This is a genomic window from Paenochrobactrum glaciei (assembly GCF_039522165.1).
Classification (GTDB): Bacteria; Pseudomonadota; Alphaproteobacteria; order Rhizobiales; family Rhizobiaceae; genus Paenochrobactrum; species Paenochrobactrum glaciei.
In genome coordinates this window covers 524,195-549,066 of record NZ_BAAADE010000001.1, presented here as the reverse complement: position 1 = coordinate 549,066, position 24,872 = coordinate 524,195, and the positions used below count along the sequence as shown (strand labels likewise).

The 24,872-nt window shown below is 50.1% G+C and carries 22 protein-coding genes; 12 read left to right on the top strand and 10 right to left on the bottom strand.

Annotation, left to right across the window (positions count from 1 at the left end):
* Positions 1-20: 20 nt before the first annotated feature.
* Together ABDZ76_RS02695 and ABDZ76_RS02690 are read right to left on the bottom strand one after the other, a co-directional pair.
* Positions 21-830, bottom strand: a complete 810-nt coding sequence (locus ABDZ76_RS02695) for an FCD domain-containing protein (RefSeq protein WP_343800945.1) — start codon at positions 828-830, stop codon at positions 21-23.
* A 35-nt stretch (positions 831-865) separates the two neighbouring features.
* Positions 866-1,789 carry a LysR family transcriptional regulator gene (locus tag ABDZ76_RS02690; protein WP_343800942.1) on the bottom strand — a complete coding sequence of 308 codons (924 nt, stop codon included), beginning with the start codon at positions 1,787-1,789 and terminating at the stop codon, positions 866-868.
* Positions 1,790-2,035: 246 nt separating this feature from the next.
* Here ABDZ76_RS02690 and ABDZ76_RS02685 point away from each other — a divergent pair, with 246 nt between their 5' ends.
* Genes ABDZ76_RS02685 through glcF form a run of 3 tightly spaced genes read left to right on the top strand, consistent with a single transcriptional unit; the run spans position 2,036 to position 6,070 of the window.
* Positions 2,036-3,532: an FAD-linked oxidase C-terminal domain-containing protein gene (locus ABDZ76_RS02685; protein ID WP_343800939.1), complete on the top strand. Its 1,497-nt coding sequence runs from the start codon at positions 2,036-2,038 to the stop codon at positions 3,530-3,532.
* A gap of 12 nt (positions 3,533-3,544) precedes the next feature.
* On the top strand, positions 3,545-4,765 hold the full coding sequence (gene glcE / locus ABDZ76_RS02680; RefSeq protein WP_343800936.1) for a glycolate oxidase subunit GlcE: 1,221 nt from the start codon (positions 3,545-3,547) through the stop codon (positions 4,763-4,765).
* A gap of 3 nt (positions 4,766-4,768) precedes the next feature.
* A complete protein-coding gene (glcF, locus tag ABDZ76_RS02675; RefSeq protein ID WP_343800933.1) occupies positions 4,769-6,070 on the top strand; it encodes a glycolate oxidase subunit GlcF in 1,302 nt (433 codons plus the stop codon).
* A 23-nt stretch (positions 6,071-6,093) separates the two neighbouring features.
* Here the strand turns inward: glcF and ABDZ76_RS02670 are convergent, their stop codons facing one another.
* Entirely contained in the window at positions 6,094-6,234 is a 141-nt protein-coding gene (locus ABDZ76_RS02670; RefSeq protein ID WP_184220804.1) for a hypothetical protein, read from the bottom strand.
* Between the two features lie 190 nt (positions 6,235-6,424).
* Between ABDZ76_RS02670 and ABDZ76_RS02665 the strand changes: the two genes are divergently transcribed.
* From ABDZ76_RS02665 to hisG, 4 genes are all read left to right on the top strand, one after another.
* A complete protein-coding gene (locus ABDZ76_RS02665) occupies positions 6,425-7,090 on the top strand; it encodes a DNA-3-methyladenine glycosylase I (RefSeq protein WP_343800928.1) in 666 nt (221 codons plus the stop codon).
* Between the two features lie 134 nt (positions 7,091-7,224).
* The gene (gene hisS, locus ABDZ76_RS02660; RefSeq protein WP_343800925.1) at positions 7,225-8,736 is read left to right on the top strand and encodes a histidine--tRNA ligase; all 1,512 of its coding nucleotides are present in this window, start codon (positions 7,225-7,227) and stop codon (positions 8,734-8,736) included.
* Positions 8,737-8,740: 4 nt separating this feature from the next.
* Positions 8,741-9,865: an ATP phosphoribosyltransferase regulatory subunit gene (locus ABDZ76_RS02655; RefSeq protein ID WP_343800922.1), complete on the top strand. Its 1,125-nt coding sequence runs from the start codon at positions 8,741-8,743 to the stop codon at positions 9,863-9,865.
* Positions 9,862-10,563 (top strand): ATP phosphoribosyltransferase, encoded by a 702-nt coding sequence (gene hisG, locus ABDZ76_RS02650; protein ID WP_343800919.1) that lies wholly within the window; start codon positions 9,862-9,864, stop codon positions 10,561-10,563. Before ABDZ76_RS02655 ends, hisG begins: the two co-directional genes overlap by 4 nt.
* Positions 10,564-10,614: 51 nt before the next feature.
* Here hisG and ABDZ76_RS02645 read toward each other — a convergent pair whose 3' ends face one another.
* The 5 genes from ABDZ76_RS02645 to ABDZ76_RS02625 form a co-directional block, all read right to left on the bottom strand.
* Entirely contained in the window at positions 10,615-11,856 is a 1,242-nt protein-coding gene (locus tag ABDZ76_RS02645; protein ID WP_343800916.1) for a sugar MFS transporter, read from the bottom strand.
* Positions 11,857-12,197: 341 nt separating this feature from the next.
* Complete coding sequence (locus tag ABDZ76_RS02640; RefSeq protein ID WP_343800913.1) at positions 12,198-12,611, bottom strand: DoxX family protein; 414 nt, start codon at positions 12,609-12,611, stop codon at positions 12,198-12,200.
* A gap of 143 nt (positions 12,612-12,754) precedes the next feature.
* Positions 12,755-14,155, bottom strand: a complete 1,401-nt coding sequence (gene fumC, locus ABDZ76_RS02635; RefSeq protein ID WP_343800910.1) for a class II fumarate hydratase — start codon at positions 14,153-14,155, stop codon at positions 12,755-12,757.
* Positions 14,156-14,279: 124 nt separating this feature from the next.
* A complete protein-coding gene (locus ABDZ76_RS02630) occupies positions 14,280-14,528 on the bottom strand; it encodes a hypothetical protein (protein ID WP_343800907.1) in 249 nt (82 codons plus the stop codon).
* 108 nt (positions 14,529-14,636) lie between these two features.
* A complete protein-coding gene (locus ABDZ76_RS02625; protein WP_343800904.1) occupies positions 14,637-15,197 on the bottom strand; it encodes an NADPH-dependent FMN reductase in 561 nt (186 codons plus the stop codon).
* 184 nt (positions 15,198-15,381) lie between these two features.
* On the opposite strand from ABDZ76_RS02625, the gene ABDZ76_RS02620 reads away from it, so the two are divergent.
* Entirely contained in the window at positions 15,382-15,774 is a 393-nt protein-coding gene (locus ABDZ76_RS02620) for a winged helix-turn-helix transcriptional regulator (RefSeq protein ID WP_343800901.1), read from the top strand.
* A 392-nt stretch (positions 15,775-16,166) separates the two neighbouring features.
* Here ABDZ76_RS02620 and groL read toward each other — a convergent pair whose 3' ends face one another.
* Together groL and ABDZ76_RS02610 are read right to left on the bottom strand one after the other, a co-directional pair.
* Positions 16,167-17,810: a chaperonin GroEL gene (groL, locus tag ABDZ76_RS02615; RefSeq protein WP_343800898.1), complete on the bottom strand. Its 1,644-nt coding sequence runs from the start codon at positions 17,808-17,810 to the stop codon at positions 16,167-16,169.
* 116 nt (positions 17,811-17,926) lie between these two features.
* Positions 17,927-18,223 carry a co-chaperone GroES gene (locus ABDZ76_RS02610; protein WP_343800895.1) on the bottom strand — a complete coding sequence of 99 codons (297 nt, stop codon included), beginning with the start codon at positions 18,221-18,223 and terminating at the stop codon, positions 17,927-17,929.
* A gap of 542 nt (positions 18,224-18,765) precedes the next feature.
* Between ABDZ76_RS02610 and ABDZ76_RS02605 the strand changes: the two genes are divergently transcribed.
* The 4 genes from ABDZ76_RS02605 to ileS all read left to right on the top strand — a co-directional run bounded on the left by ABDZ76_RS02605 (position 18,766) and on the right by ileS (position 24,786).
* Complete coding sequence (locus ABDZ76_RS02605) at positions 18,766-19,614, top strand: TIGR01459 family HAD-type hydrolase (protein WP_343800892.1); 849 nt, start codon at positions 18,766-18,768, stop codon at positions 19,612-19,614.
* Positions 19,615-19,646: 32 nt separating this feature from the next.
* Entirely contained in the window at positions 19,647-20,669 is a 1,023-nt protein-coding gene (locus tag ABDZ76_RS02600) for a bifunctional riboflavin kinase/FAD synthetase (protein ID WP_343800889.1), read from the top strand.
* A gap of 102 nt (positions 20,670-20,771) precedes the next feature.
* Positions 20,772-21,596 carry a MipA/OmpV family protein gene (locus tag ABDZ76_RS02595; RefSeq protein WP_374844518.1) on the top strand — a complete coding sequence of 275 codons (825 nt, stop codon included), beginning with the start codon at positions 20,772-20,774 and terminating at the stop codon, positions 21,594-21,596.
* A 277-nt stretch (positions 21,597-21,873) separates the two neighbouring features.
* A complete protein-coding gene (gene ileS / locus ABDZ76_RS02590; RefSeq protein WP_343800886.1) occupies positions 21,874-24,786 on the top strand; it encodes an isoleucine--tRNA ligase in 2,913 nt (970 codons plus the stop codon).
* The last annotated feature ends 86 nt before the right edge of the window (positions 24,787-24,872 follow it).

The following is a 24,872-nucleotide window of genomic DNA, read 5'->3' as shown; positions in this document are numbered from 1 at the left end:
ATTTTTAAAGCCCTGTTTGCTTAATCTTGAATAGGGCTTTCTGTTGCGACACCTCTTTGCAGGGCACGCAATTGAGCAGTTCTTTCGCGCATCATGGCGCGCTGCTTTTTATCCATCTGCACTTCCAGAAAACGAATATGTGAAGCAGCGGCTTTGGCGGCGGCTTCTTTGTCTGCGGCCATGATGGCGAGATAAATCGCTTTATGCTGATCAAGCAGGCGAGTGGATGATTCCGCACTGTCATAGACAATGCTGCGATTATAAAAAACACCATCATTCAAAAGCTGATAGCAAGAGCGCAATGTATGCAAGAGCACAATATTATGGGCGCATTCGCCGATAGCATTGTGAAACTCAACATCCAGCTTTGCTTCCAGGGCATAGTCTTTAGCCAGATGCGCTTTTTCCATGCCCTCCATCAAATCGGTGAGCAAGGCTTTGTCAGCGCTGGTGGCGCGCTCTGCAGCATATTGCGCGGCAATGCTTTCGATTTCTCGGCGATATTCAAGATAATCCGCTGCTGCTTTATGGTGGGTCGGGAAAAGTTTCACCACCGGTTCGCTGAAAACCTGCCCGATGACATTGGCAATGGATGTACCGTCACCATGACGGGTAACCACCAGACCGGAAAGCTCCAGCTGCTTTAGGGCATCACGCAAAATCGGACGTGAGACATCAAATTGTAGGGCGAGTTCGCGTTCTGAAGGCAGGCGATCACCACCGCGCAGCACGCCTTCCAAAATCAGAGCCTCAATCTGGCGCACCACTTCATCCGAGGTTTTGCTCGATTTGATAGTGGTAAAGATTGTGGCGCTGTTGGTCTCTGTCATGGATCAAGCTTTACTTCAAAATCAGGTAGGGGCGATTATTGCTTGTGATGTTCAGGATAAATGCCGCTGTCCCAATAGGGGACGGTGCCATAAAGTTCGGCCAGATAATCAATAAACAACCGTACTTTAGCTGGCAGAAACTGGCGTGAGGGATAAACTGCATGGATCGCCACATTGCGCGAGGCTGTGTACGCTGGCAGTACCTGCACCAGTTTACCGGCTGCAAGCTCAGGGCCGATATCCCAGGTAGAGCGCTGGGCAATGCCGATGCCGGCGAGTACTGCTTCGCGCACCACTTCGCTGGAATTGGTTTGCAACGGGCCGGAAGGACGCAATACGACAGGGCCGTCAGGCCCTTCTAAGCGCCATGCTTCATTATTATGCGGCGCCAGACAAGAATGCTGGTCTAAATCATCAAATGTCTGCGGCATGCCACGCGTGGAAATATAATGCGGCGAGGCCACCAAAATGCGTGTCACCGGCGCAAGTCTGCGTGCCACAAGGGTCGAATCGGATAATTCACCGATACGGATGGCCAGATCATAGCCATCGCCGACAATATCAACCAATTCATCCGACAACATCATATTGATGGTGAGGTCGGAATTTTCTCGCATGAAGGGTTCAAGATGCGGTGCGATATGCATACGGCCAAAAGAGGTAGGAACTGAGATTTTTAATGTGCCGCGGGCATCTTGCGAGCGCCGCGCTACAAAATCTTCCGCTTCTTCAATGCCGGCCAAAATACCTAAAATCCGCTCATAATAGCCTTGGCCTGCTTCGGTCAGTGCAATCTGGCGGGTGGTGCGTTGCAAAAGCCTTGTGCCTAAGCGTTCTTCCAGCCGGCTGAGGCGCTTGGAAACAACGGCGGGTGAAAGGCTTAACTCACGCGCTGCCGCCGACATGCTGCCGCTTGAAACAACACGTGCAAAAATTTCCATATCAGCCAGATTGCTCATTTCGCTCCGTCAGGATTTTAAAGTTAAGCCGGCTTGCCAGCTGAAAAGCAGTTGATGCCCGATGCACTCGAAAGGCAGATGTAAACTTAATCCTCCTATGAGTGCAAGTCATCTGGTTTCCATGCACTTCACAACAGGCTAAACTGCTTTATACGAAAGGGGAGTGAGGCAGTTTGTCCGCTGGTAAAATTAATTTACCACTTGACGGCGAGCGTGCCAAATGCACTTTGGCGTGAGGAGGCTCTCATGAGTGGATTGGTAATGCCTGCGCTTGACGAAAAGGTCATGGCGCGACGCGGTGAAATTATTGCAGCTTTGCGTGCGATTGTACCGGGAGAAGGTATAGTCGATAGCACCAATGCGATGCGTGTTTTTGAAAGCGATGCACTGACCGCCTATCGGCAACTGCCTTTAGTGGTGGTTTTGCCGGAAACGGTTGAGCAGGTGTCGCAGGTTTTGCGCTATTGCTATGAAAATTCAGTGCGTGTTGTACCGCGCGGTGCTGGCACCTCGCTTTCCGGCGGTTCATTGCCTTTGGGCGATGCAGTGCTTTTGGTGATGTCGCGTTTTAATCGCATTTTGCAGGTGGATTATCCAAACCGTGTCGCCGTCGTGCAGCCGGGCGTCACCAATTTAGGCATTACCAAAGCGGTGGAACATGAGGGCTTTTATTATGCGCCTGATCCATCCTCCCAGATTGCCTGTTCTATCGGTGGCAATATTGCCGAAAATTCCGGTGGTGTGCATTGCCTCAAATATGGCCTGACCGCCAATAATGTGCTCGGCCTTGAAGTGGTGCTGATCAGTGGCGAAGTGCTGCGCATCGGCGGCAAACATCTCGACAGTGAAGCCTATGATATGCTGGGGCTGATGACCGGCTCGGAAGGTTTGCTGGGCGTGGTGACAGAAGTCACCGTACGGATTTTGCAAAAGCCGGAAGTGGCACGCGCTGTGCTGATCGGTTTTCCATCCAGCGAGCAGGCAGGCGTCTGTGTCGCAGAAATTATCGGCGCCGGTATTATTCCGGGCGGCATGGAAATGATGGATCGTCCTGCCATCAAAGCGGCAGAAGATTTTGTTAAAGTCGGCTATCCGCTGGATGTGGAAGCCTTGCTGATTGTGGAGCTCGATGGCCCGCCGGTTGAGGTGGATTATCTGATTGAAATGGTGGAGGCGATTGCGCAGCGCAATGGCTCAACCACATGTCAGTTGTCGCGTTCCGAAGAAGAGCGTAATGCTTTCTGGGCAGGGCGCAAGGCGGCTTTTCCGGCGGTCGGGCGTATTTCGCCGGATTATCTCTGCATGGATGGTACGATCCCGCGTAAAGCCTTGCCGGAAGTGCTGGCCGGTATGCGTGAAATGTCAGTGCGTCACGGGCTTCGCGTTGCCAATGTGTTTCATGCCGGTGACGGCAATCTGCATCCGCTGATCCTCTATGATGCAAATATTCCGGGTGAATTACAGGCAGCCGAAGAATTCGGCGCTGATATTTTGCGCCTTTGCGTCAAGGTTGGCGGTGTGTTGACCGGTGAGCATGGCGTAGGCGTTGAAAAACGCGACCTGATGCCGGAAATGTTCAACGAGGTTGATCTGGATCACCAGATGCGGGTGAAATGTGCATTTGATGAGAAGCATTTGCTCAATCCGGGCAAGGTGTTTCCGCAACTGCGCCGTTGTGCCGAGCTTGGCCGCATGCATGTGCATCGCGGTGAATTGGCGTTTCCTGATTTGCCGCGTTTTTAAGCCGAGAACATTATGACGATTTTTCATCCCCAAGACGAAACTGCCGTTGTTGAACTGGTTAAACAGGCTGTGGGTTCGGGCGAAGCGCTTGAAATCATTGGTCAAGGTTCCAAACGTGCGCAAGGCCGCGTGATTACAACCGGGCATGTGCTTGATATGTCGGCTTTAAGCGGCATCACTTTATATGAGCCGGATGAGCTGGTGATCAGCGCTAAAGCTGGCACACCGCTGGCAGAGATTGAAGCATTGCTTGCGCAAAACAATCAGTCCTTCCAGTTTGAACCGATGGATTATGGCCCTTTGCTGGGGCAGCCTTCGGGGCAGGGCACCATCGGCGGCATGCTTGCCACCAATCTGACCGGCCCACGCCGTATTAAATCAGGCTCGGCCCGCGACCATGTTTTGGGTGTGCGGGTGGTATCGGGGCGTGGTGAATTGTTTAAATCCGGTGGTCGTGTGGTTAAAAACGTCACCGGTTATGATCTTTCCAAAGGTATGGCCAATTCATGGGGCACTTTGGGCGTATTGACGGAAGTAACTTTTAAAGTGCTACCGGTGCCGGAAACATTTGCCACATTGGCGGTGCGCGGGCTTGATGATGAGCAGGCTGCCCGCATTATGGCGATGGCGATGGGCTCACGCGAAGAGGTTGCTTCAGCCGCGCATTTGCCAGTCAGTGTTGTCTGGCGTTTCTTAGGCGGTGCTTTGGGGGCGGAATCTGCCACTGTTTTGCGGCTTGAAGGCTTTGCACCATCGGTCAAACATCGTTGCAAGCAGCTGCAAGAACTGCTCGGCGGCGAAATAGAAGTGCTGGATGAAGCACAATCCGTCACGCTTTGGCGCGAAATCAGGGATGTTTTGCCTTTCGCGGATCAAGGCAGTCGCGCGGTTTGGCGTGTATCCATGACGCCGATGATGGCACATCAGATGGTGGCGGAACTGCGCCTTCACACTGGTGTTGATGCTTTTTATGACTGGCAGGGCGGCTTGGCTTGGCTGCGTATGGAAGCTGATCCGGAAGCGTTGTTGTTGCGTAAACTCATTGCCAAATATGGCGGCGGTCATGCCACTTTGGTGCGTGGCACTGAGGACATGCGCGCGAATTTAGATGTGTTTGAGCCGCAGCCAAAAGCCTTGGCACTGCTGAGTGAGCGGCTGCGGGCGCAATTTGACCCTGAACACATTCTCAATCCGGGTCGTATGTATCCGTTTGAAAATCAGGCTGGAGCTTAAACTATGCAGACGAATTTCAGCCCTGAACAATTGCTGGATCCGGCAGTCAATGAAGCCGAAAAAATCCTGCGTAAATGCGTGCATTGCGGATTTTGTACGGCCACTTGCCCGACCTATGTGACGCTCGGCAATGAGCTGGACAGCCCGCGTGGTCGTATCTATCTTATTAAAGATATGCTGGAAAACGGCCGTGACGCAGATGAGGAAATCGTGCGTCATGTCGATCGCTGTTTGTCTTGTCTTTCCTGCATGAGCACATGTCCGTCCGGTGTTAATTATATGCATCTGGTTGATCATGCGCGCGCCCATATTGAAAAGACCTATCAGCGCCCGTTGATGAACCGCATCACGCGCGGCATTTTGGCGAAAATCCTGCCTTATCCGGCACGTTTCCGTTTGGCACTGCGGATGGCAAGGTTTGGTCGCCCACTGGCGCCCTTGTTTGATAAATTCGATGCGCTGAAACCCTATGCCGCGATGCTGCGTTTGGCACCTTCTGAAATTGCACCTAAATCAACGCTTGAGCCTGTAAAGCCACAACAGATCCGTGGGCGTGTGGCGATTTTAAATGGTTGCGCGCAGCCGGTGTTAAAACCCGGTATTAATGAAGCAACTTTGCGCCTTCTCGCCCGCTTTAATATTGAAGTGGTGATGCCGAAGGGCGAGGGCTGCTGCGGCTCGCTGGTGCATCATATGGGGCGCGAAGAAGAAGCGCTGCAACAGGCGCGCCATAATGTTGATGTCTGGACGCGTGAGATTGAAGCGGGTGGCCTAGATGCCATTATCATCACCGCTTCAGGTTGCGGCACGACCATTAAAGATTACGGCTATATGTTGCGTCTGGATGCACAATATGCAGAAAAAGCTGCGCGTGTTTCAGCTTTGGCCAAAGATGTGACAGAATATTTGGTAACGCTCGAATTGCCAAAACCTGAAAGCCCGAAAGCTTTAAGCGTTGCTTATCATTCGGCCTGTTCAATGCAGCACGGGCAAAAAATCACCCGTCAGCCTAAAGATTTGCTGGTGCAGGCCGGCTTTGAAGTGCGTGAGCCTTTGGAAGGGCATTTGTGCTGTGGTTCCGCCGGAACTTACAACATTATGCAGCCGGAAATCGCTGCAAAATTACGAACACGAAAAGTGGGAAATATTGAAGCAACCGGTGCGGCTTTGATTGCCACGGGTAATATTGGTTGCATGACGCAGATTGCGGGCGGCACTGGTTTGCCGATTGTGCACACTGTCGAGCTGCTCGACTGGGCATATGGCGGGCCAAAGCCGGTGGAATTGAGTGCTTTGGCGGCTTAATTCAGGCGTTAAAAGTTAAACTATCAATGCTGAGCGGCATGGGGAGTGATTTTCACTGCCTGTGCCGTTTGCGTTGGGGCATTGGCCAGAACAGCTGTCGCCGAAACCGCAGAAACACTGACTGCAAAGACCGAAGCAATTAATAAAAGATGTCTTGGCTGCATGAGGGTAAATCCTGAAAGCACTGGTGTAATCACATGATCATCTCCGATAAACCCAACGGAATAGTAAACAGCTTGGTGCGATCTGGTGTGAAATTTTAAATAATCAGCGAGTTTACGAATTGTAGTTAGTCTGATCTTATGATTTGTGGTTAAAAAGATTTTAAAATGATGATTTTTGAAGGTTAAGTCAGTGAGTGATAGCGAGCAGGCGATTGAGAACGGCTTGGCAGCCGGACTTATTAAAGGTGAAGACCAGAAAATTCGTTGTTTTTGGCCGGGAGCATTGCCTGATTATCTCCATTATCACGATCATGAATGGGGGCATCCCGTTGTTAGTGATCAGCGCCTGTTTGAAAAGATTTGTTTGGAAGGTTTTCAGTCCGGCCTGTCATGGCTGACAATTTTGCGCAAACGTGAAAATTTCCGTGCGGCTTTTGATGGTTTTGATTTTCATAAAGTTGCGCTTTATGGCGAGGATGATGTGGCACGTTTGCTCGGTGATGCCGGTATTGTGCGCCATCAAGGCAAAATCCGCTCCACTATCAATAATGCCAAACGCGCAATTGAGCTGGTTGCAGAAAAAGGCTCGCTGGCGGCTTATTTCTGGAGCTTCGAGCCGGATGAAAAAGATCGCCCTCAGATAGTGGATTATCCGACTTTGATTGCTAATCCGACCTCGGCAACATCAACCAAAATCTCCAAAGATTTGAAGAAGCGTGGCTGGTCATTTGTGGGGCCGACAACCGTTTACGCTTTTATGCAGGCAATGGGTTTGATCAATGATCATATCGAAGGTTGCCATTGCCGCGACAAGATTGATGCCATGCGGGCGGCGTTCAAGCGTCCTGTTGCTTGATTTATGTCAGCTTTACATGGACGCATGGCGATAAGTACCCTTGCCGCACCGGATTTGATCGGTTAGGAAACGGACAGGGAAAGGCGGCACTGCGCCGCAATAATTAAGTGATAACCAGTGATTGGGCATGAGATATGACGGATAAAACCGCTAAAATGAAAGCGCGTTTGCCACGTGGATTTGTTGACCGGGTGCCGGAGGATTTGCGCGCCGCAGAAAAAATGCTGGCGACGATCCGCTCTGTCTATGAATTATATGGTTTTGAGCCGATTGAAACACCGCTGGTGGAATATACTGATGCGCTGGGCAAGTTCCTGCCGGATCAGGATCGCCCGAATGAAGGTGTGTTTTCATTGCAGGATGATGATGAGCAATGGCTGTCGCTGCGCTATGATCTGACCGCGCCGCTTGCCCGTCATGTGGCCGAAAATTTCAATGAAATTCAGTTACCGTTCCGCACCTATCGCAATGGCTGGGTGTTCCGCAACGAAAAGCCGGGTCCAGGCCGTTTCCGTCAGTTCATGCAGTTTGATGCTGATACAGTAGGCGGACCGGGCGTCGCGGCTGATGCGGAAATGTGCATGATGGCTGCTGATACGCTGGAGCGCTTAGGCATTCAACGTGGTGATTATGTTATCCGTGTTAACAACCGCAAAGTGCTGGACGGCGTGCTGGAATTGATCGGCTTGGCCGGTGATGAAAATGCCAATCGCCGCCTTAACGTTTTGCGCGCTGTCGATAAGCTCGACAAGTTCGGCGAAGAAGGCGTGAAGCTGCTGCTCGGCGAAGGCCGCCGTGATGAATCCGGCGACTTTACCAAAGGCGCCGGACTGGACGCAGCAGCGATTGCCAAAGTGCTGGAATTTACGGCGGCTGGCAGCGAAGACGGCCAGCAGACCATTGCCAATTTGCGCAAAGTGGTTGAAGGCAATGCACGCGGTGTTGAAGGCGTTGAAGAGCTTGCTCAGATGCAGGCACTATTTGATGCCGGCAACTATCAGGGTCGCGTGAAAATCGATCCGTCAGTTGTGCGCGGTCTCGAATATTATACCGGCCCTGTTTATGAAGCCGAATTGCAATTTGATGTCACCAATGAAAAAGGTGAAAAAGTTGTCTTCGGTTCTGTCGGTGGTGGTGGCCGTTATGACGGTCTGGTGTCGCGTTTCCGCGGCCAGCCGGTTCCGGCAACTGGTTTTTCCATCGGTGTGTCACGTTTGATGACCGCTTTGAAAAATCTTGGGAAGCTCGGGCAGGAAGAAACTATTGCACCGGTTCTCGTCACTGTTATGGATGGTGATGCGGAAAGCTTGGGCCATTATCAGAAATTTACGCAGAGCCTTCGTGATGCGGGTATCCGCGCCGAGATGTATCAGGGCAATTGGAAGAAATTCGGCAATCAGTTGAAATATGCTGATCGTCGCAATTCGCCGCTTGCCATCATTCAAGGCGGTGATGAACGCGCGCTCGGCGAAGTGCAGATTAAAGATTTGATCGAAGGCAAGCGCCTTTCCGGTGAAATTGAAAGCAATGAAGAGTGGCGCGCCAGCCGTCCGGCTCAGGTCACTGTCAAAGAGCAGGATTTGGTGGCTGAGGTTCAAAAAATTCTGAGCGCTCAGGCTGAAGACCGCGCGAAAGGTTTGAGTTAATCGCATGACGGGTAATTCTTCTCTTATTCGCGATCTTTCTTCCGCGCTGACCAGCATGGAAGCGGATCTGGTATCTATTCCACTGATCCAGCCTGCTGATCCTTTTTTGGATATGGCGGGTGAAGATTTGCGCAGACGTATTTTTCTCACTGAAAATGAGAATGGTGACAGTCTGTGCTTGCGTCCGGAGTTTACAATACCCGTCTGCCGTAATCATATTGCCTTGAATGCCGCCACACCTAAGCGTTACGCTTATTTGGGTGAAGTGTTCCGCCAGCGCCGTGATGGTGCGAGCGAATTTTTGCAAGCCGGCATCGAAGATTTAGGCGAGACGGACGAGGCTTCTTCGGATGCCCGTTCTATCGCTGATGCGCTGGCTTGCGTAAAAGCTGCTGCCCCTGATGTTAATTTTGACATTGTGCTGGGTGATCAGGCGGTTTTTGCAGCGCTTGTTAAAGCACTTGGCTTGCCGCAAGGCTGGCGCAAAAAACTGCTGCGTGCTTTTGGCGACGAGAAAAGTTTAGGCACAACACTGGCTGATTTGTCTGCGCCCCAGCCACAGGATCAGCTGCCTGACAATATTATGGCACTGATCGCAGAAGGCGATGAAGCGGGCTTGGCACAAGTGCTGGAGCTGGAAATGCAGGAGGCAGGTATTTCGCCTTCGGCCGGCCGCACTCCGTCAGAAATTGCCCGCCGTCTGATTGAAAAAGAAGATCTGGCCGCCATTAAATTTCCGGCCGCTGCTCTGTCTGCCTTGCAAGGTTTTCTGGATATTCGGGCATCTCTTAATGTGGCAACGGTTACATTGCGTGCCTTTGCCGCCGATCATAATCTGGATTTGGCATCAGCAATCCAGAAATTTGAGGCGCGTGCGCGTGCTATTGCGGCCAGCGGCATTGATACAGACAAGCTTGTTTATGATGCTTCTTTTGGTCGTCCGCTCGATTATTACACCGGTCTTGTTTATGAAATCCGCCAAACGGCAGATGGCGAAGAGCAGGTGATTGTCGGTGGCGGCCGTTATGATCGTTTGCTGACCATGCTGGGTGCCAGCGAACCAATTCCCGGTGTTGGGTTTTCTATCTGGCTTGACCGGTTGCGCAAACTTGCCGGAGAGCCATTATGAGTGTTGTTTTAGCACTGCCGTCCAAGGGGCGGTTAAAAGAAAAATCATTGGAAATTCTGGGCGCTGCCGGTTTTAAGGTGATTTTACCCGACGATGATCGTAACTATCGCGCCCGCGTTGAAGGCGTGGATGATCTCGACATTTTGTTTTTGTCAGCTTCCGAAATCGCCCGTGAGCTCGGCTATGGTTCGGTTGATCTGGGCGTAACCGGTGAAGATCTGATCCGTGAAACTTTAGCCCATGCCGATGAGCGCGTGAGCATTGAAGTGCCGCTTGGTTTTGGCCATGCCGATGTGGTTGTGGCGCTTCCGGAAGTTTGGCGCGATGTGACAACTATGGCTGATCTGGATGATGTGGCGGCAGACTTCCGCCAGCGTCATGGCCGCCGTTTGCGTATCGCCACCAAATATTGGCGCCTGACACAGCAGTTTTTCTCACAAAAACACGGTATTCAGGTCTATCGCATTGTTGAAAGTCTGGGGGCAACGGAAGGGGCACCTGCGGCAGGTTCAGCAGATATGATTGTCGATATCACCTCGACCGGTTCCACATTGCGGGCGAATAAGCTCAAAGTGCTGGAGGATGGCGTGATCCTGCGTTCACAAGCCTGTCTGGTGGCCGCACGTCGCAATATCAACCATCCGCGCGTGCAGGATGTGATTGCGCGTATTCGTCAAGGATTGGCAAGCGCTGATTAATCCAGCAGGATAATGATGAAAAGCCGGTCTTTTGAGACCGGCTTTTTTGTTTCAAGCAGGTTTGCTGCCGATCAATGCATAATAGCCGATATAAATATAGCAAATGACGGGCATGATATAGGCCAGCTGCACGCCGATATAGTCAGCAATCATGCCTTGCATGAGTGGCACAATTGTACCGCCAACAATGGCCAGACATATAATGCCGGAGGCTTTGCTGGTATGTTTACCTAAGCCATTAACGGCAAGGCTGAAAATAGTCGGAAACATGATTGAGTTGAACAGGCCAATCGATAATACCGCCCACATCGCCAGTGAGCCATTGGTGAGCACAGTGACAAACAAGAGTAAAATTGCCATCGAAGCATTGAAGGCAAGCACTTTTCGGCTGTCCGCATAGCGCATAACGGCCGAGCCAATAAAGCGGCCAAGCATGGCACCGCCCCAATAGAATGAAACATAATGTGCGGCTTGGTTTTCCGGTAGACCGGCAATTTCAGGCAAGTTTAAAAAATTGACCAGAAAGCTGCCGATACTGACTTCTGCGCCGACATAAAGAAAAATACCCAATGTACCTAAAAGCAAATGGCGGTAATGCCATGCCGAGCCTTCAGCTACCTCTTGCACTTCGATTTTTCGCCGCACATCCGGCAGTTTTAAGACAGCAAAGATGATGGCGAGCAGCAATAAAGCAAGGCTCAGCAGCAGATAAGGAAAACGCACACTATCAGCAGATGCGGTGGTTTCTGCATCGGTGACAACGGCTGATAAAATCAGATATGAGCCGAAAAACGGTGCAATGGTGGTACCCAGCGAATTGAAGGCTTGTGTCAGGCTCAGGCGGCTTGCAGCTGTTTCTTGTGTGCCCAGAATGGTGATGTAAGGATTAGCTGCGACCTGCAAAATAGTAACGCCGGAAGCCAGCACAAAGAGTGCTCCTAAAAAGAGTTCGTAAATTTTATAGGAGGCGGCCGGAATGAATAAGACGCAACCAAGTGCTGCCATAAGTAAGCCGACTACAATTCCCCATTTGTAAGAAATGCGGCTGATGAGGGCACTGGCAGGAACCGAGACAATAAAATATGCGCCGAAATAACAAAACTGGATCAGCATTGTCTGGGTGTAATTCAACTGAAAAACGCCCTTTAAATGCGGAATGAGAATATCATTTAAACAGGTGATGAAGCCGAATAAAAAGAATAATGCCGCCAAACTTGATAGTGCGGAGGTGTAATTTTCATGGGGAGGGGCAGCCGCATTGAGCTGGCCATGTGGTGCTGGTGAAAGAGCCATAATAATCTCTGTTAAATAAATTAAAAAATATGCCCTGACAGGCGCTATGCGTATTTAAAAATAAAATCAGACAGAGCCTGAGCGGCATGAAAAAAAGCCGGATAGAATATAAATTTGCTGCGGCTTTCATGCCGGATATAGTTTGAACACTGATAGAAATAAGTCGTTTTTATATATAAGTAAATGCTAAAAAGCTGTACGGGTAAGGCTCGGCTTCTTAAAATGTCAGACGGGGGATTTGATTAGAGCGCCGTGTGCCAGACTTGGCACACGGCGCTCTAACACTTTAAAATTAGAGCATAATTTTACCTTAAACTGATTTAAGTTTAAGGAATTATGCTCTAACGCAGTTTTGCGTCAACCGAATAGCTGCCGGCGCCATATGCTGCGAGCGCCAGAAGACCACCGGCAATTGCCAGATTTTTCTGTGCCATCATGACATTGAGGCCATCGGAGAAATCCATATGCGCCACCAAGGTTGCGCCGATGGTGAAGAGAGCAACAATCACAGCAGCAATGCGTGTCTGGAAGCCGACGAGAATGGCAAGACCACCGAGGAACTCAATCAAGCCAACCAGAACGGCGGTGACAGTTGGCATCGGCAGGCCGAGTGAACCAAAATATCCGGCAGTACCGCTGATTGCGGTCAGTTTTGCCCAACCGGCAAGAATAAACAGGATGGAAATAAAAACACGACCGATAAGAACAGCAATGCTGTTAAGGCCGGAATTTGCAGTTTCACTTTGGAATGACATAGGTATCTCCGTTTGTAATTACAGATTAAATACACCTTGTATGCTGTCCATTAAAGTCAGTGCTTGGTCGACTGATTGTATCTATTTTGTGAACGATACAGCGCGGCTTTTACCGTAAAGCCGCGCTGAACCTACAAATCATCTCATTTTTTTGGCGTTGGCGCCAGCATATCTTCAGGGCGCACAAGACGATCATAATCGCTTTCTGAAACAAGCCCGCTTTTTAATGCTTCCTCACGCAAAGTCGTGCCGTTGACATGGGCAGTCTTTGCAATTTTTGCGGCATTATCATAACCGATCGCCGGAGCAAGCGCTGTCACAAGCATCAATGATTGTTCAAGTAGTGCCTGAATTCGGGTTTCATCAGCTTCAATACCGGCGATACAATGATCGGCAAAAGAACGCATTGCATCAGTGAGCAGGCGGATCGATTGTAGTACATTGAAGATGATAACCGGCTTGAACACATTCAACTCAAAATGTCCCTGACTGGCAGCAACGCTTACAGTGGTATTGTTGCCAAAAACCTGTGTCGCAACCATAGTCAGTGCTTCGGCCTGTGTCGGATTCACCTTACCCGGCATGATTGATGAGCCCGGCTCATTTTCCGGCAGTTTCAATTCGCCAAGACCGGAGCGTGGGCCGGAACCCAGAAAGCGGATATCATTGGCAATTTTAAAGAGATCAGCCGCCAGTGCGTTGAGCGCACCGTGGAATTGCACAATTGCGCCATGACTGGCAAGCGCTTCAAATTTGTTCGGGGCGGTTTTAAAACTTAAACCGGTAATGGTTGAAACAGCATCGGCAAAACCTGTGTCGAAACCTTCCGGTGCATTAAGACCTGTGCCGACTGCTGTGCCGCCCTGTGCCAGCAACATCACATCTTCAAGGCTCTGTTTAATGCGGTGTTGGGCATATTCAAGCGCTGCACGATAGCCGGAAAATTCCTGACCGAGTGTAACAGGGGTTGCATCCTGTGTATGGGTACGGCCGATCTTGATAATCTTCGCAAAGGCATTTTCTTTGTCTTTGAGATGTTTGGTCAGATATTCAAGCGACGGTAACAGCTTGTTGACTGTTTCCATGGCTGTCGCAATGTGAATGGCGGTCGGGAATGTATCATTCGACGACTGGCTCATATTGACATGATCATTCGGGTGGACAGGTTTTTTGCTGCCCATTTCACCGCCCATCAATTCGATGGCGCGGTTGGAGATCACTTCATTGGCGTTCATATTGGATTGCGTGCCGGAGCCGGTCTGCCAGACAACGAGCGGGAAATGATCATCAAAATTGCCGTTGACGACTTCCGCTGCGGCAATGGTGATAACGCGACCCAAGACCGGATCCAGTTTGCCGAGTTCCATATTGGTTTCAGCTGCTGCCTGTTTGACAATGCCTAGAGCATGGATGAGGGGGAGCGGCAGGCGTTCGCCGCCGATCTTGAAATTATGCAAAGAGCGTTCTGTTTGTGCGCCCCAATATCGATCCTGAGCAACTTCAATCGGACCAAAACTATCGGTTTCAACACGGGTAGCAGTCATTCAGGAACTCCGTTTTCTCATCTGATTTAGATGTGGGATTGTTTCCATGCGCCGGTTTTATCGCATGGGACATAAAGCCGAAATGGACGGTGGGGGAAAAGAACCAAGATAAAGCCGCTTGGGATCAGGCTTCTTGATTATCCTCATCCTCGGTAATCCATAAAACCGGTTCGATCTTTTTCTGGGTTTTGCTGTCGGTGAAAATCCACCAGCCGGTGTCATTTTCATCCCAGTCTCCGCCGCCTGATCGTAGCCGATCCAAAGCGCGAAATTGTGCGACCGACTCATTGGTCTGATCGTCTTCGTCAATCCACTGCACCAAAATTTTGGTGCCGTCTTGCGGGGCTGTGCTGATCGGATGTTCTTTGCGCATGCAGTTTCTCCTTCAGTCTCTTTAATTAAGAACATAAGCGAGAATATGCGAAGAGCAAGCCGGTTCACTCCAAATTGAAGTGCTTTATCCGGCTTGCTCCATTATATTTTATTTAGAACGGGCGTCTTTAAGAGCTGAACCCCACCACTGCAGCTGATCAAGCATGGTGTTTGCTGCATCATTGAGATGGGCAAATTCGTTAAGTGTCTTTTCGCCTTTAACGATGGCCAGATATTCCGGGAACAGAATATGGACGCCGGTTTTGACAGACATGGAGGTCATTTCAACTGCAATCTGACGCAGATGTTCAACAGCGCGCGCACCACCAACACCGCCGTAACCGACAAAGCCCATTGGCTTCTGGATCCAGTCACCATGGTCAATGGCGTTTTTCAAAACACCGGTAGGGGCGTGGTTGTATTCTGCAACAGTGAGCACATAGGCATCGAATGAGCGCAGTTTGGTTTTCCAGTTTTCAGCAGCCTGGTTCTGAGCTTCTGTAGTTGAAGGATCGCCATAGAAACCCATCGGGTAGTCTGCAACGTCGATGACCTCAACTTCGAGATCAGAGCGCTGTGCTGCAATTTCTGCAAACCACTTGGCAGGGGTTGGCGCAAAACGTTCTGTACGGGTGCTGCCAATGATAACGGCGACTTTAAGTTTGCTCATTTAAATAACCTCATCGTTGAGCCAGATATTGGCGGTGACGCATTGGAGTGCTTGTTCACCGCAAATACGTAAAATCTTACATTAGTGTGGGCCTGTCCGGTTTGTGGAAACTGAATGGCTCTGGTAACCAATGGTAACTTGCTCTATATAAGTAACTAACATGTATCGGCAAGGAGGCACTTTTTTGAAACCTGAATTATTTAAAGTTACACCTGCCTGTCAGGCCGTCACCGAGATTTTATCGCGTGTTGGTGACAAATGGACTGTGCTTGTTGTGAGTTATCTTGGCAATGGGCCAATGCGCTTTAACGAGTTGCGGCGCACGGTAACCGGCATCTCGCAAAAGATGCTGACGACAACACTACGCTCGCTGGAGCGCGACGGCTTTGTGCTGCGTACGGTTTATCCGGGCGTGCCAGCGAAAGTTGAATATCAACTGACTGATCTGGGCTGTGATTTGCTTGTACCGGTGCGCGGTTTAAGTGCATGGGCAATTGCCAATGAGCAAAGGGTCAAAAATGCGCGTTTGCAATATGATGCAGCGCAAAACCCTGAATGTGCACAGGCGGCCGAATAAGCGTTTTTATGAAATGACTTATGTTTTTAAAAGGAAAGACAGGCACTTAAGGCCTGCCTTTCCAATGTGAGAATGAACTTCCCTTAAAAGTGGGGGGATGGGAAATTCATATATGTACATATCTCACTCATAAGACAGAGCATGTTTTAAAACTATGCGCAATCACAACTCTGTGGGATTGGGGCAAAGTTTATAAGTTTCTTTGAAGAAACTACCCCTCATGGTAACGCGACCATTAAAAATAAATCTAACTGCGCGCATTGCATCTATGCATATCAACTCTGCGTAGTGATTTATCAGCAAGTTCAAAAATTCATTTGTAGAATCAGTGACATAAAAAAAGCCCCGGATTGCTCCGGGGCTTCTTTGTAAGTGATTGGAAGCAGGACTGATTAGAAGTCCATGCCGCCCATGCCGCCCATGCCACCGCCTGGCATTGCTGGCATGCCGCCGTCTTTCTTCGGCAGTTCAGCAATCATGGCTTCAGTGGTGATCATCAGGCCAGCGATAGAAGCTGCGTTCTGAAGAGCAGTACGAACAACCTTAACCGGATCAACAACACCAGCTTTGATCAGATCGCCATATTCGTTGGTTGCAGTGTTGTAACCAAAGGTTTCAGAAGCGTTTTCGAGGATTTTGCCAACGATAACAGATGCTTCTTCACCGGCGTTTGTGGTGATCTGACGAGCAGGAGCCTGCAGAGCGCGACGAACGATGTTGATACCAGCTTCCTGGTCAGCATTGATGCCTTTTGCAGTGATGTTTGCAGAAGCGCGAAGCAATGCAGTACCACCACCTGGTACGATACCTTCTTCAACAGCCGCACGGGTTGCGTTCAGAGCATCGTCAACGCGGTCTTTGCGTTCTTTAACTTCAACTTCAGTTGCACCGCCAACGCGGATAACTGCAACACCGCCAGCAAGCTTAGCAAGACGTTCCTGCAGCTTTTCACGGTCGTAGTCAGAAGTGGTTTCTTCGATCTGCTGCTTGATCTGGCCAACGCGGGCTTCGATTTCAGCTTTTGCACCTGCACCGTCAACGACAGTGGTGGTTTCTTTGCTGATTGCAACTTTCTTCGCACGGCCAAGCATGTCGAGGGTTACGGATTCCAGCTTGATGCCGAGATCTTCGGAGATAACCTGACCACCGGTGAGGATAGCGATATCTTCGAGCATTGCCTTACGACGATCGCCAAAGCCCGGAGCCTTAACAGCAGCAATTTTCAGGCCGCCGCGCAGCTTGTTAACAACCAGAGTTGCCAGTGCTTCGCCTTCTACGTCTTCAGCGATGATGACGAGTGGCTTGGAGGTCTGAACAACAGCTTCGAGAACCGGCAGAAGAGCCTGAAGGTTGGAAAGCTTCTTTTCATGCAGAAGGATGTATGCATCTTCCAGATCTGCAATCATTTTTTCCGGGTTGGTTACGAAGTAAGGGGACAGGTAACCGCGGTCGAACTGCATACCTTCAACAACTTCGAGCTCTGTTTCAGCAGTTTTAGCTTCTTCAACAGTGATAACGCCTTCGTTGCCAACTTTCTGCATGGCTTCAGCGATCATCTGACCGATTTCTGCTTCGCCGTTTGCGGAGATGGTGCCAACCTGAGCAACTTCTTCAGAAGTGTTGATCTTCTTGGCTTTGCCGAGAAGGTTTGCAACAACTTCAGTTACTGCCAGATCAATACCGCGCTTCAGATCCATTGGGTTCATGCCGGCAGCAACAGCTTTTGCGCCTTCCTGAACAATAGCCTGACCCAGAACGGTAGCGGTTGTTGTACCGTCACCAGCTGTGTCATTGGTCTTGGAAGCTACTTCGCGCAGCATCTGTGCGCCCATGTTTTCGAACTTGTCTTCAAGTTCTACTTCTTTAGCAACCGATACACCGTCTTTGGTGATGCGTGGAGCACCGAAGGATTTGTCGATAACAACGTTACGACCTTTAGGGCCGAGTGTTACTTTTACAGCATCTGCAAGGATGTCGACGCCGCGCAACATTTTTTCGCGCGCTGAACGACCGAATTTTACTTCTTTAGCAGCCATTTTATATCTCCTGGGAATTGTCCCGGTCAGATTGGTGGTTAAATCGAATATCTCAACTGCCGGCAAAAATACCGGCGTTCATCAGGGTGCATCAAGCAATGCACTGCGCAGATGAATTAGCCGAGGATACCCAGAATGTCGGATTCTTTCATGATCAGCAGGTCTTCGCCGCCGATCTTGACTTCTGTGCCGGACCACTTGCCGAACAGAACTTTGTCACCAGCTTTAACGTCCAGTGCAACCAGCTTGCCGGCTTCATCACGTGTGCCGGAACCTACAGAGACAACAACGCCTTCTGATGGCTTTTCTTTTGCGGAATCAGGAATGATGATGCCGCCAGCGGTTTTTGCTTCCGACTCAACACGACGGACAACAACGCGATCGTGAAGTGGGCGGAAATTGGTCTCAGCCATGATCTAAACCCTTAAAAATTAAAGTTGAACCCCTCCATGGACCTTATGATCCACGGTATTAGCACTCAGTCTCCCCGAGTGCTAACCTGCTAAATAGATAGAAATGACCTGTTTTAATGTCAAGGTCGGGAAGCGTTTATGATTAAGAAAGAAATGCAAAATTCTCATTTCTGTTTTTGCAAGTCTGCCGTCACCTTGTAAATTATGGGGTGCGCGGGTCGCTTTTCAAACTATCAAGCCATATTTCAGCCTGCTTATTAAGCCGCTTAAACATGTCAGCTTTATGAAAAATAATGGCGGTTTTCTTTGAAACCTTCGTAGAATCATCGGCTTTTTTGTAATTTTTTAGTTATCGCAAGCGCTGAGTTTGCATGCAGGCGTGACATGCGTGCCGCCATGCGTTAGAGGAGCAGACGTGAAACTATAAATTGTCATTTTAAATATGTGGGCAAATGATCCGGCAATTTTTAAAATGATGACGGCTCATCAATCTCGGATCTGTTCTAAACGGGTTCCTTGCAGTTTGTTTAATGAGGATTGGCATGAAATTTCCTGAGCGTCTGGATGATCTCACCAATGATTATGATGTACTGTTCTGCGATGTGTGGGGCGTTGTGCATAATGGTGAGGAAGCTTTCCCGCTCGCCTGTGAGGCTTTGCAGCGTGCACGCGCCAAAGGCGTGAAGGTTATTTTGGTTACCAATTCTCCGCGTCCTTTTCCGGGCGTTGTGGCACAACTTGGCACCTTAGGTGTGCCTGATGATGCTTATGATGTGGTTGTGACTTCGGGCGATGTAACCCGCGATCTGATTGCCGAAGGCCCGCGCAAAGTGTTCCATATCGGCGTTGAGCATGAATATGCGATCTTTGATGGTCTTGATGTCGAAGTGGTGGAAGAGTTTGAAGCGGCTGGTATTGTCTGCACCGGTCTCTTTAATGATGAAGTAGAAACACCTGAAGATTACACCGAAATGCTGGAGCGTTTCCGTGCCCGTAATCTGCCGTTCATTTGTGCCAATCCTGATTTGGTGGTGGAACGCGGCAATCGCATGATCTGGTGTGCCGGTGTTTTGGCGCGTGATTATGGTTTGCTGGGTGGCCGTACACAGGTCGCCGGTAAGCCGCATCATCCGATTTATGCCGCTGCATTAAAGGCGGCCGAAAAGCTTCTTGGCCGTAGCGTCGAAAAATCGCGCATCTTGGCTATTGGCGATGGTATCCTGACTGATGTAAAGGGTGCGGCACAATTTGGTGTTGATGTTCTTTATATTTCCGGCGGCGTGCATGCGGCCGACTATATTGATGCAGAAACCGTGGATGTTGAAAAGCTGAAAACGTTTTTGAACAAGCACGGCCATCAGCCGGTTGCGACGATCAGACATCTCGTTTAATCGCACTGAAATAAAACGCACAGAGCAATTTCATGTCCAAACAGCCATTTCAGCGTCTTGATACCACGGATAATCTGCCTGCGCATTTGCGCCATGCTGTCGTGGCTATTGGTAATTTTGATGGCGTGCATCGCGGACATCAGGCTGTGCTGCAACAAGCGCTGGAACTGGCAGCAAGTCAGGGGCGGCCATGCGTCGCCCTGACATTTGAGCCGCATCCGCGTTCTTTCTTCAAACCGGATGAGCCAGTTGATCGCCTGACACCATCGCGTGAAAAATCTTATCTGCTTGAGATTTTAGGCTTTGATGCGGTGATCGAACAGCCTTTTACGGCTGAGTTTTCTGCTCTGAGCGCTGAAGAATTTGTTGATACGATTTTGGTGAAAAACTTTGCGGCCAGTGGTGTGGTTATCGGTTATGACTTCCACTTTGGCAAAGCACGACGCGGCACACCGGAATTTTTGGTGGGCGCGGGCAAACAAGCAGGTTTCAGCGTGACTTTGGTCGATGCTTTTTGCGACGAGGGCGCCACGCAAATCTCTTCAAGCCGTATTCGTGATTTTCTCTGTGACGGCGATGTGGTGCAGGCGGCCGGTCTTCTTGGTCACCGTTATCAGGTGCGCGCCGAAGTGGTGCATGGCCGCAAACTTGGCCGTGAGCTTGGTTTTCCAACCGCCAATATGCATTTGCCGGAACAAACCCATCTGAAACATGGTATTTATGCCGTGCGTTTCCGTCGTGCAGACGGCACGCTTTATAATGGTGTGGCAAGTTATGGCCGTCGCCCGACTGTGACGGATAATGGCGTGCCGCTGCTTGAAACCTTCTTATTTGATTTTTCCGGTGATCTTTACGGTGAGCTTGCCACGGTTTCCTTCTTTGGCTTTTTGCGCGGCGAAGTGAAATTTGACGGGCTGGAACCGCTGATGGAACAAATGCGTCAGGACGAGGCAGAAGCGCGTGCGCTGTTAGCCGCTGTTAAACCACTATCACCGCTTGATCAGAAACTGTCATTTGATGGTAGTGTTGATTGTTTAACTGCTGCAAAACCGTAAAAATGACAGTTTAAACCTAAGTTTACTGATTTATTGCAAGGTGCTATAAAGAGTTTACTCATGTTTCTGTACTTGTTGGGGAGTACAGCGAGGGGAAGCGTATTGCGTAAATCATATTTAGCGACAGTGACTATTTTCACTATATTGACAGCTTTACCTGTTCAGGCTGCTGATGAAGTGGTGACATCTGAGAAAAAGCCGTTTTGGGCTGGTGACTGGTCTTTAACCATTGGTGGTTTGGGTGAATTTGCACCGCGCTATGATGGTGCAAGCAGCCGGATGCTTTTTGGTGAACCGTTGATCTCGATAACGCGTGCCGGTGATGTGCCGCGCTTCGATTCCCAAAATGATAATTTCGAATTTGCGCTGATTGATACTTATAGTTTTTCTGCCGGTCTTGCCGGAAAGCTGATTTTCAAACGTGATTCCGGCACATCGGACGATCTTGAAGGTCTTGATCCGGTGAAATTCGGTGGTGAAGTTGGTGGCTTTGCCGAGTTTTATCCGGTTGACTGGATGCGTGTGCGCGGTGAATTGCGCCAAGGTATCCGTGCGCATAAAGGTATTGTCGGTGAAGTTGCTGCTGATGCTTTTTATGATGTCACGCCGGTGATCCGTGTTTCGGGCGGGCCACGCATTAATTTTGCCAGCAAAGAATATTTCAAATCCTATTACGGCGTTGATGCCAAGGAAGCTGCTTTAAGCGGCTTATCGGAATATCACCCGGGCGGTGGTTTGAAGTCTTTAGGGGCAGGTGCTGCCGTAACCTGGAAGACAACTGACAAGATTACCACTAGTCTTTATAGCGAATATGAGCGACTGAAGGGGCCTGCGAAAAAATCCAGTCTGGTTGAAGAGCGCGGCAAACGCGATCAGTTCAGTTTTGGTTTGACCGCAACTTATCGCTTTGATTTTACGTTGGATTGAACGGAAAAGACAAAAAATCAACATGTCCGTTAAAGATTCTTGTCCTCAGGTCTTTATTCCTTGGCGTGGCATTGCTAAAAGCATTGCCATGATGACGCGTTATCGGACACTTATTATAACCAATATACGAATTATTGGCCCGGCTTTCCCCGTCGCTTGAATGCGAAAATGTGGGAAGGTCCGGGTATGAACGGCTGTGTGACGCGGCCCCCTGTTTTTTGATTTTCCTTTTGCCCGCATAAAAATGAACGGGCGCAACAGGCTAGAAGTATATAATATGACCGATACGACGGCAAAAATCGATTATTCGAAAACCCTCAATCTGCCACAAACTGATTTCCCGATGCGTGCAAGTCTGCCGCAGCGCGAGCCGCTGCTGGTCGCGCGCTGGGAAGAAATGAATCTTTATAAAAAGCTGCGTGAAGATGCCAAAGACCGCCCGCTTTGGGTGCTGCATGATGGCCCTCCATATGCAAACGGCAATATCCATATCGGCCATGCGCTCAACAAGACGCTGAAAGATGTGATCACCCGCTCATTCCAGATGCGTGGCTATAATTCAAACTATGTTCCGGGTTGGGACTGCCACGGTCTGCCGATCGAGTGGAAGATCGAAGAAAAATACCGCGCCAAAGGCCAGAACAAAGACGAAGTGCCGATCAACGAATTCCGCAAGGAATGCCGTGAATTTGCTGATGGCTGGATCAAGGCGCAGACGGAAGAATTCAAGCGTCTGGCGATCACCGGTGATTTTGAAAATCCATACACCACAATGAACTTCCATGCGGAAGCACGCATTGCCGGCGAATTATTGAAATTTGCCCGTACAGGCCAGTTGTATCGCGGCTCCAAGCCGGTGATGTGGTCGGTTGTTGAGCGCACTGCTTTGGCTGAAGCTGAAGTTGAATATCACGATGTTGAATCGGATATGATCTGGGTGAAGTTCCCTGTCACTAATGTGGCGGAACTCAATGACGCTCATGTCGTTATCTGGACAACTACGCCTTGGACAATCCCGGGTAACCGCGCGATTGCCTATTCGCCGCGTGTTGCCTACGGCCTTTATGAAGTGACCGGTGCTGAAAATGATTTTGGCCCTCAAGCTGGTGAAAAGCTGATTTTTGCCGATGCTTTGGCTGAAGATTGTTTCAAAAAAGCCAAACTGACATTCAAGCGTTTGCGTGATGTGTCTGTTGAACAGCTCAACGGCATGCTTGCTGCTCATCCGCTCAAAGGCTTCGGCGGTGGTTATGAATTTATTGTGCCGCTTGTTGCCGGTGATCACGTCACCGATGATGCGGGTACGGGCTTTGTTCACACCGCACCAAGCCATGGTCGTGAAGACTTTGAAGCATGGATGGATGCAGCGCGTGAACTCGAAGCACGCGGTATCAATCCGGCTATTCCTTTCCCGGTTGATGATGCAGGTTTCTACACTTCAGATGCACCGGGCTTTGGCCCTGACCGTGAGGGTGGTGCGGCACGCGTTATCGATGATAACGGCAAGAAGGGCGATGCGAACGAATCCGTTATCAAGGAGCTGATTGCCCGTGATCTTCTCTTTGCCCGCGGTCGTATGAAGCACTCTTATCCGCATTCATGGCGTTCGAAAAAGCCGATCATCTTCCGCAATACGCCACAGTGGTTTGTCTATATGGACAAAGAACTGGGCGATGGCACCACGCTGCGTTCACGCGCGTTGAGTGCAATTGACGATACGCGTTTTGTGCCAAATGCCGGTCAGAATCGTCTGCGTGCGATGATTGAAAACCGTCCTGACTGGGTTCTTTCACGTCAGCGCGCCTGGGGCGTGCCGATCTGCGTTTTCGCCAGTGAAGATGGCACTGTTTTGGTGGACGAAGCCGTAAACGAGCGCATTCTTGCAGCCTTTGAAGTTGAAGGCGCGGATGCATGGTTTGCAGAAGGTGCGCGTGAGCGTTTCCTTGGCAACCGTGCCGGTGAAGCTTGGGAGCAGGTAACCGACATTCTCGATGTTTGGTTTGATAGCGGTTGTACCCATGTGTTCACACTGGAAGACCGTCCGGACATGAAATGGCCTGCCGATCTTTATCTGGAAGGTTCGGATCAGCATCGTGGTTGGTTCCATTCATCACTGCTGGAAAGCTGCGGAACCCGTGGCCGCGCACCTTATAATGCGGTGCTGACCCATGGTTTCACCATGGACGAACACGGCAAGAAAATGTCGAAGTCACTCGGCAACACCGTGCTGCCGCAAGATATCATCAAAGAATCAGGTGCGGATATTTTGCGCCTCTGGGTGATGACATCGGATTATTGGGAAGATCAGCGTCTGGGTAAGAGCATCATCCAGACCAATATCGATGCTTATCGAAAACTCCGTAATACCATCCGCTGGATGCTGGGCACGCTTGCGCATGATGAAGGCGAGGAAGTTGCTTATGCCGATCTGCCTGAACTTGAAAAGCTGATGCTGCATCGCTTGAGCGAGTTGGATGAGCTGGTTCGCAATGGCTATGATGCGTTTGAATTCAAGCGCATCACCCGTGCTCTCATCGATTTCACCAATATTGAATTGTCGGCGTTCTATTTCGACATTCGCAAAGATGCACTTTATTGCGATGCGCCTTCAAGCCTTCGTCGTAAAGCAGCCCTTCAGACCGTGCGTCATCTCTTCGACAATATCGTGACATGGTTGGCGCCAATGCTGCCATTTACCACCGAAGAAGCATGGCTTGACCGCTATAAAGATGCTGTTTCTGTCCATCTGGAACAGTTCCGCACCATTCCGGCAGAATGGAGCAATCCGGTTCTGGCCGCGAAATGGGACAAGGTGCGCGATGTGCGCCGCGTCGTTACCGGTGCTTTGGAACTGGAACGTGCAGACAAGCGCATTGGTTCTTCATTGGAAGCAGCGCCTCGCGTTCATATTACGGATGCATCTTTGATGTCGGTGCTTGATGGTTTGGATATGTCCGAAATCTGCATCACCAGTGGCCTGACCATCAGCGACAAGCCGGTTGAAGGTGAAGCCTTTGAGTTGAGTGATGTAAAGGGTGTGGCTGTTGTGTCTGAAAAGGCGACAGGCACCAAATGCGCCCGCTCATGGCGTTACACCGACGATGTCGGCAGTGATTCTGAGTTTCCTGATGTTTCGGCGCGTGATGCACAAGCCTTGCACGAACTAAAAGCGTTGGGTAAGCTGGTCTGAATATAAAGACTAACTGCAATTGGGCGGCAATCATGAATAAAGTGTTAATTCGATGATTGCCGCTTTTGCTTCTGTCCTATAGAAGC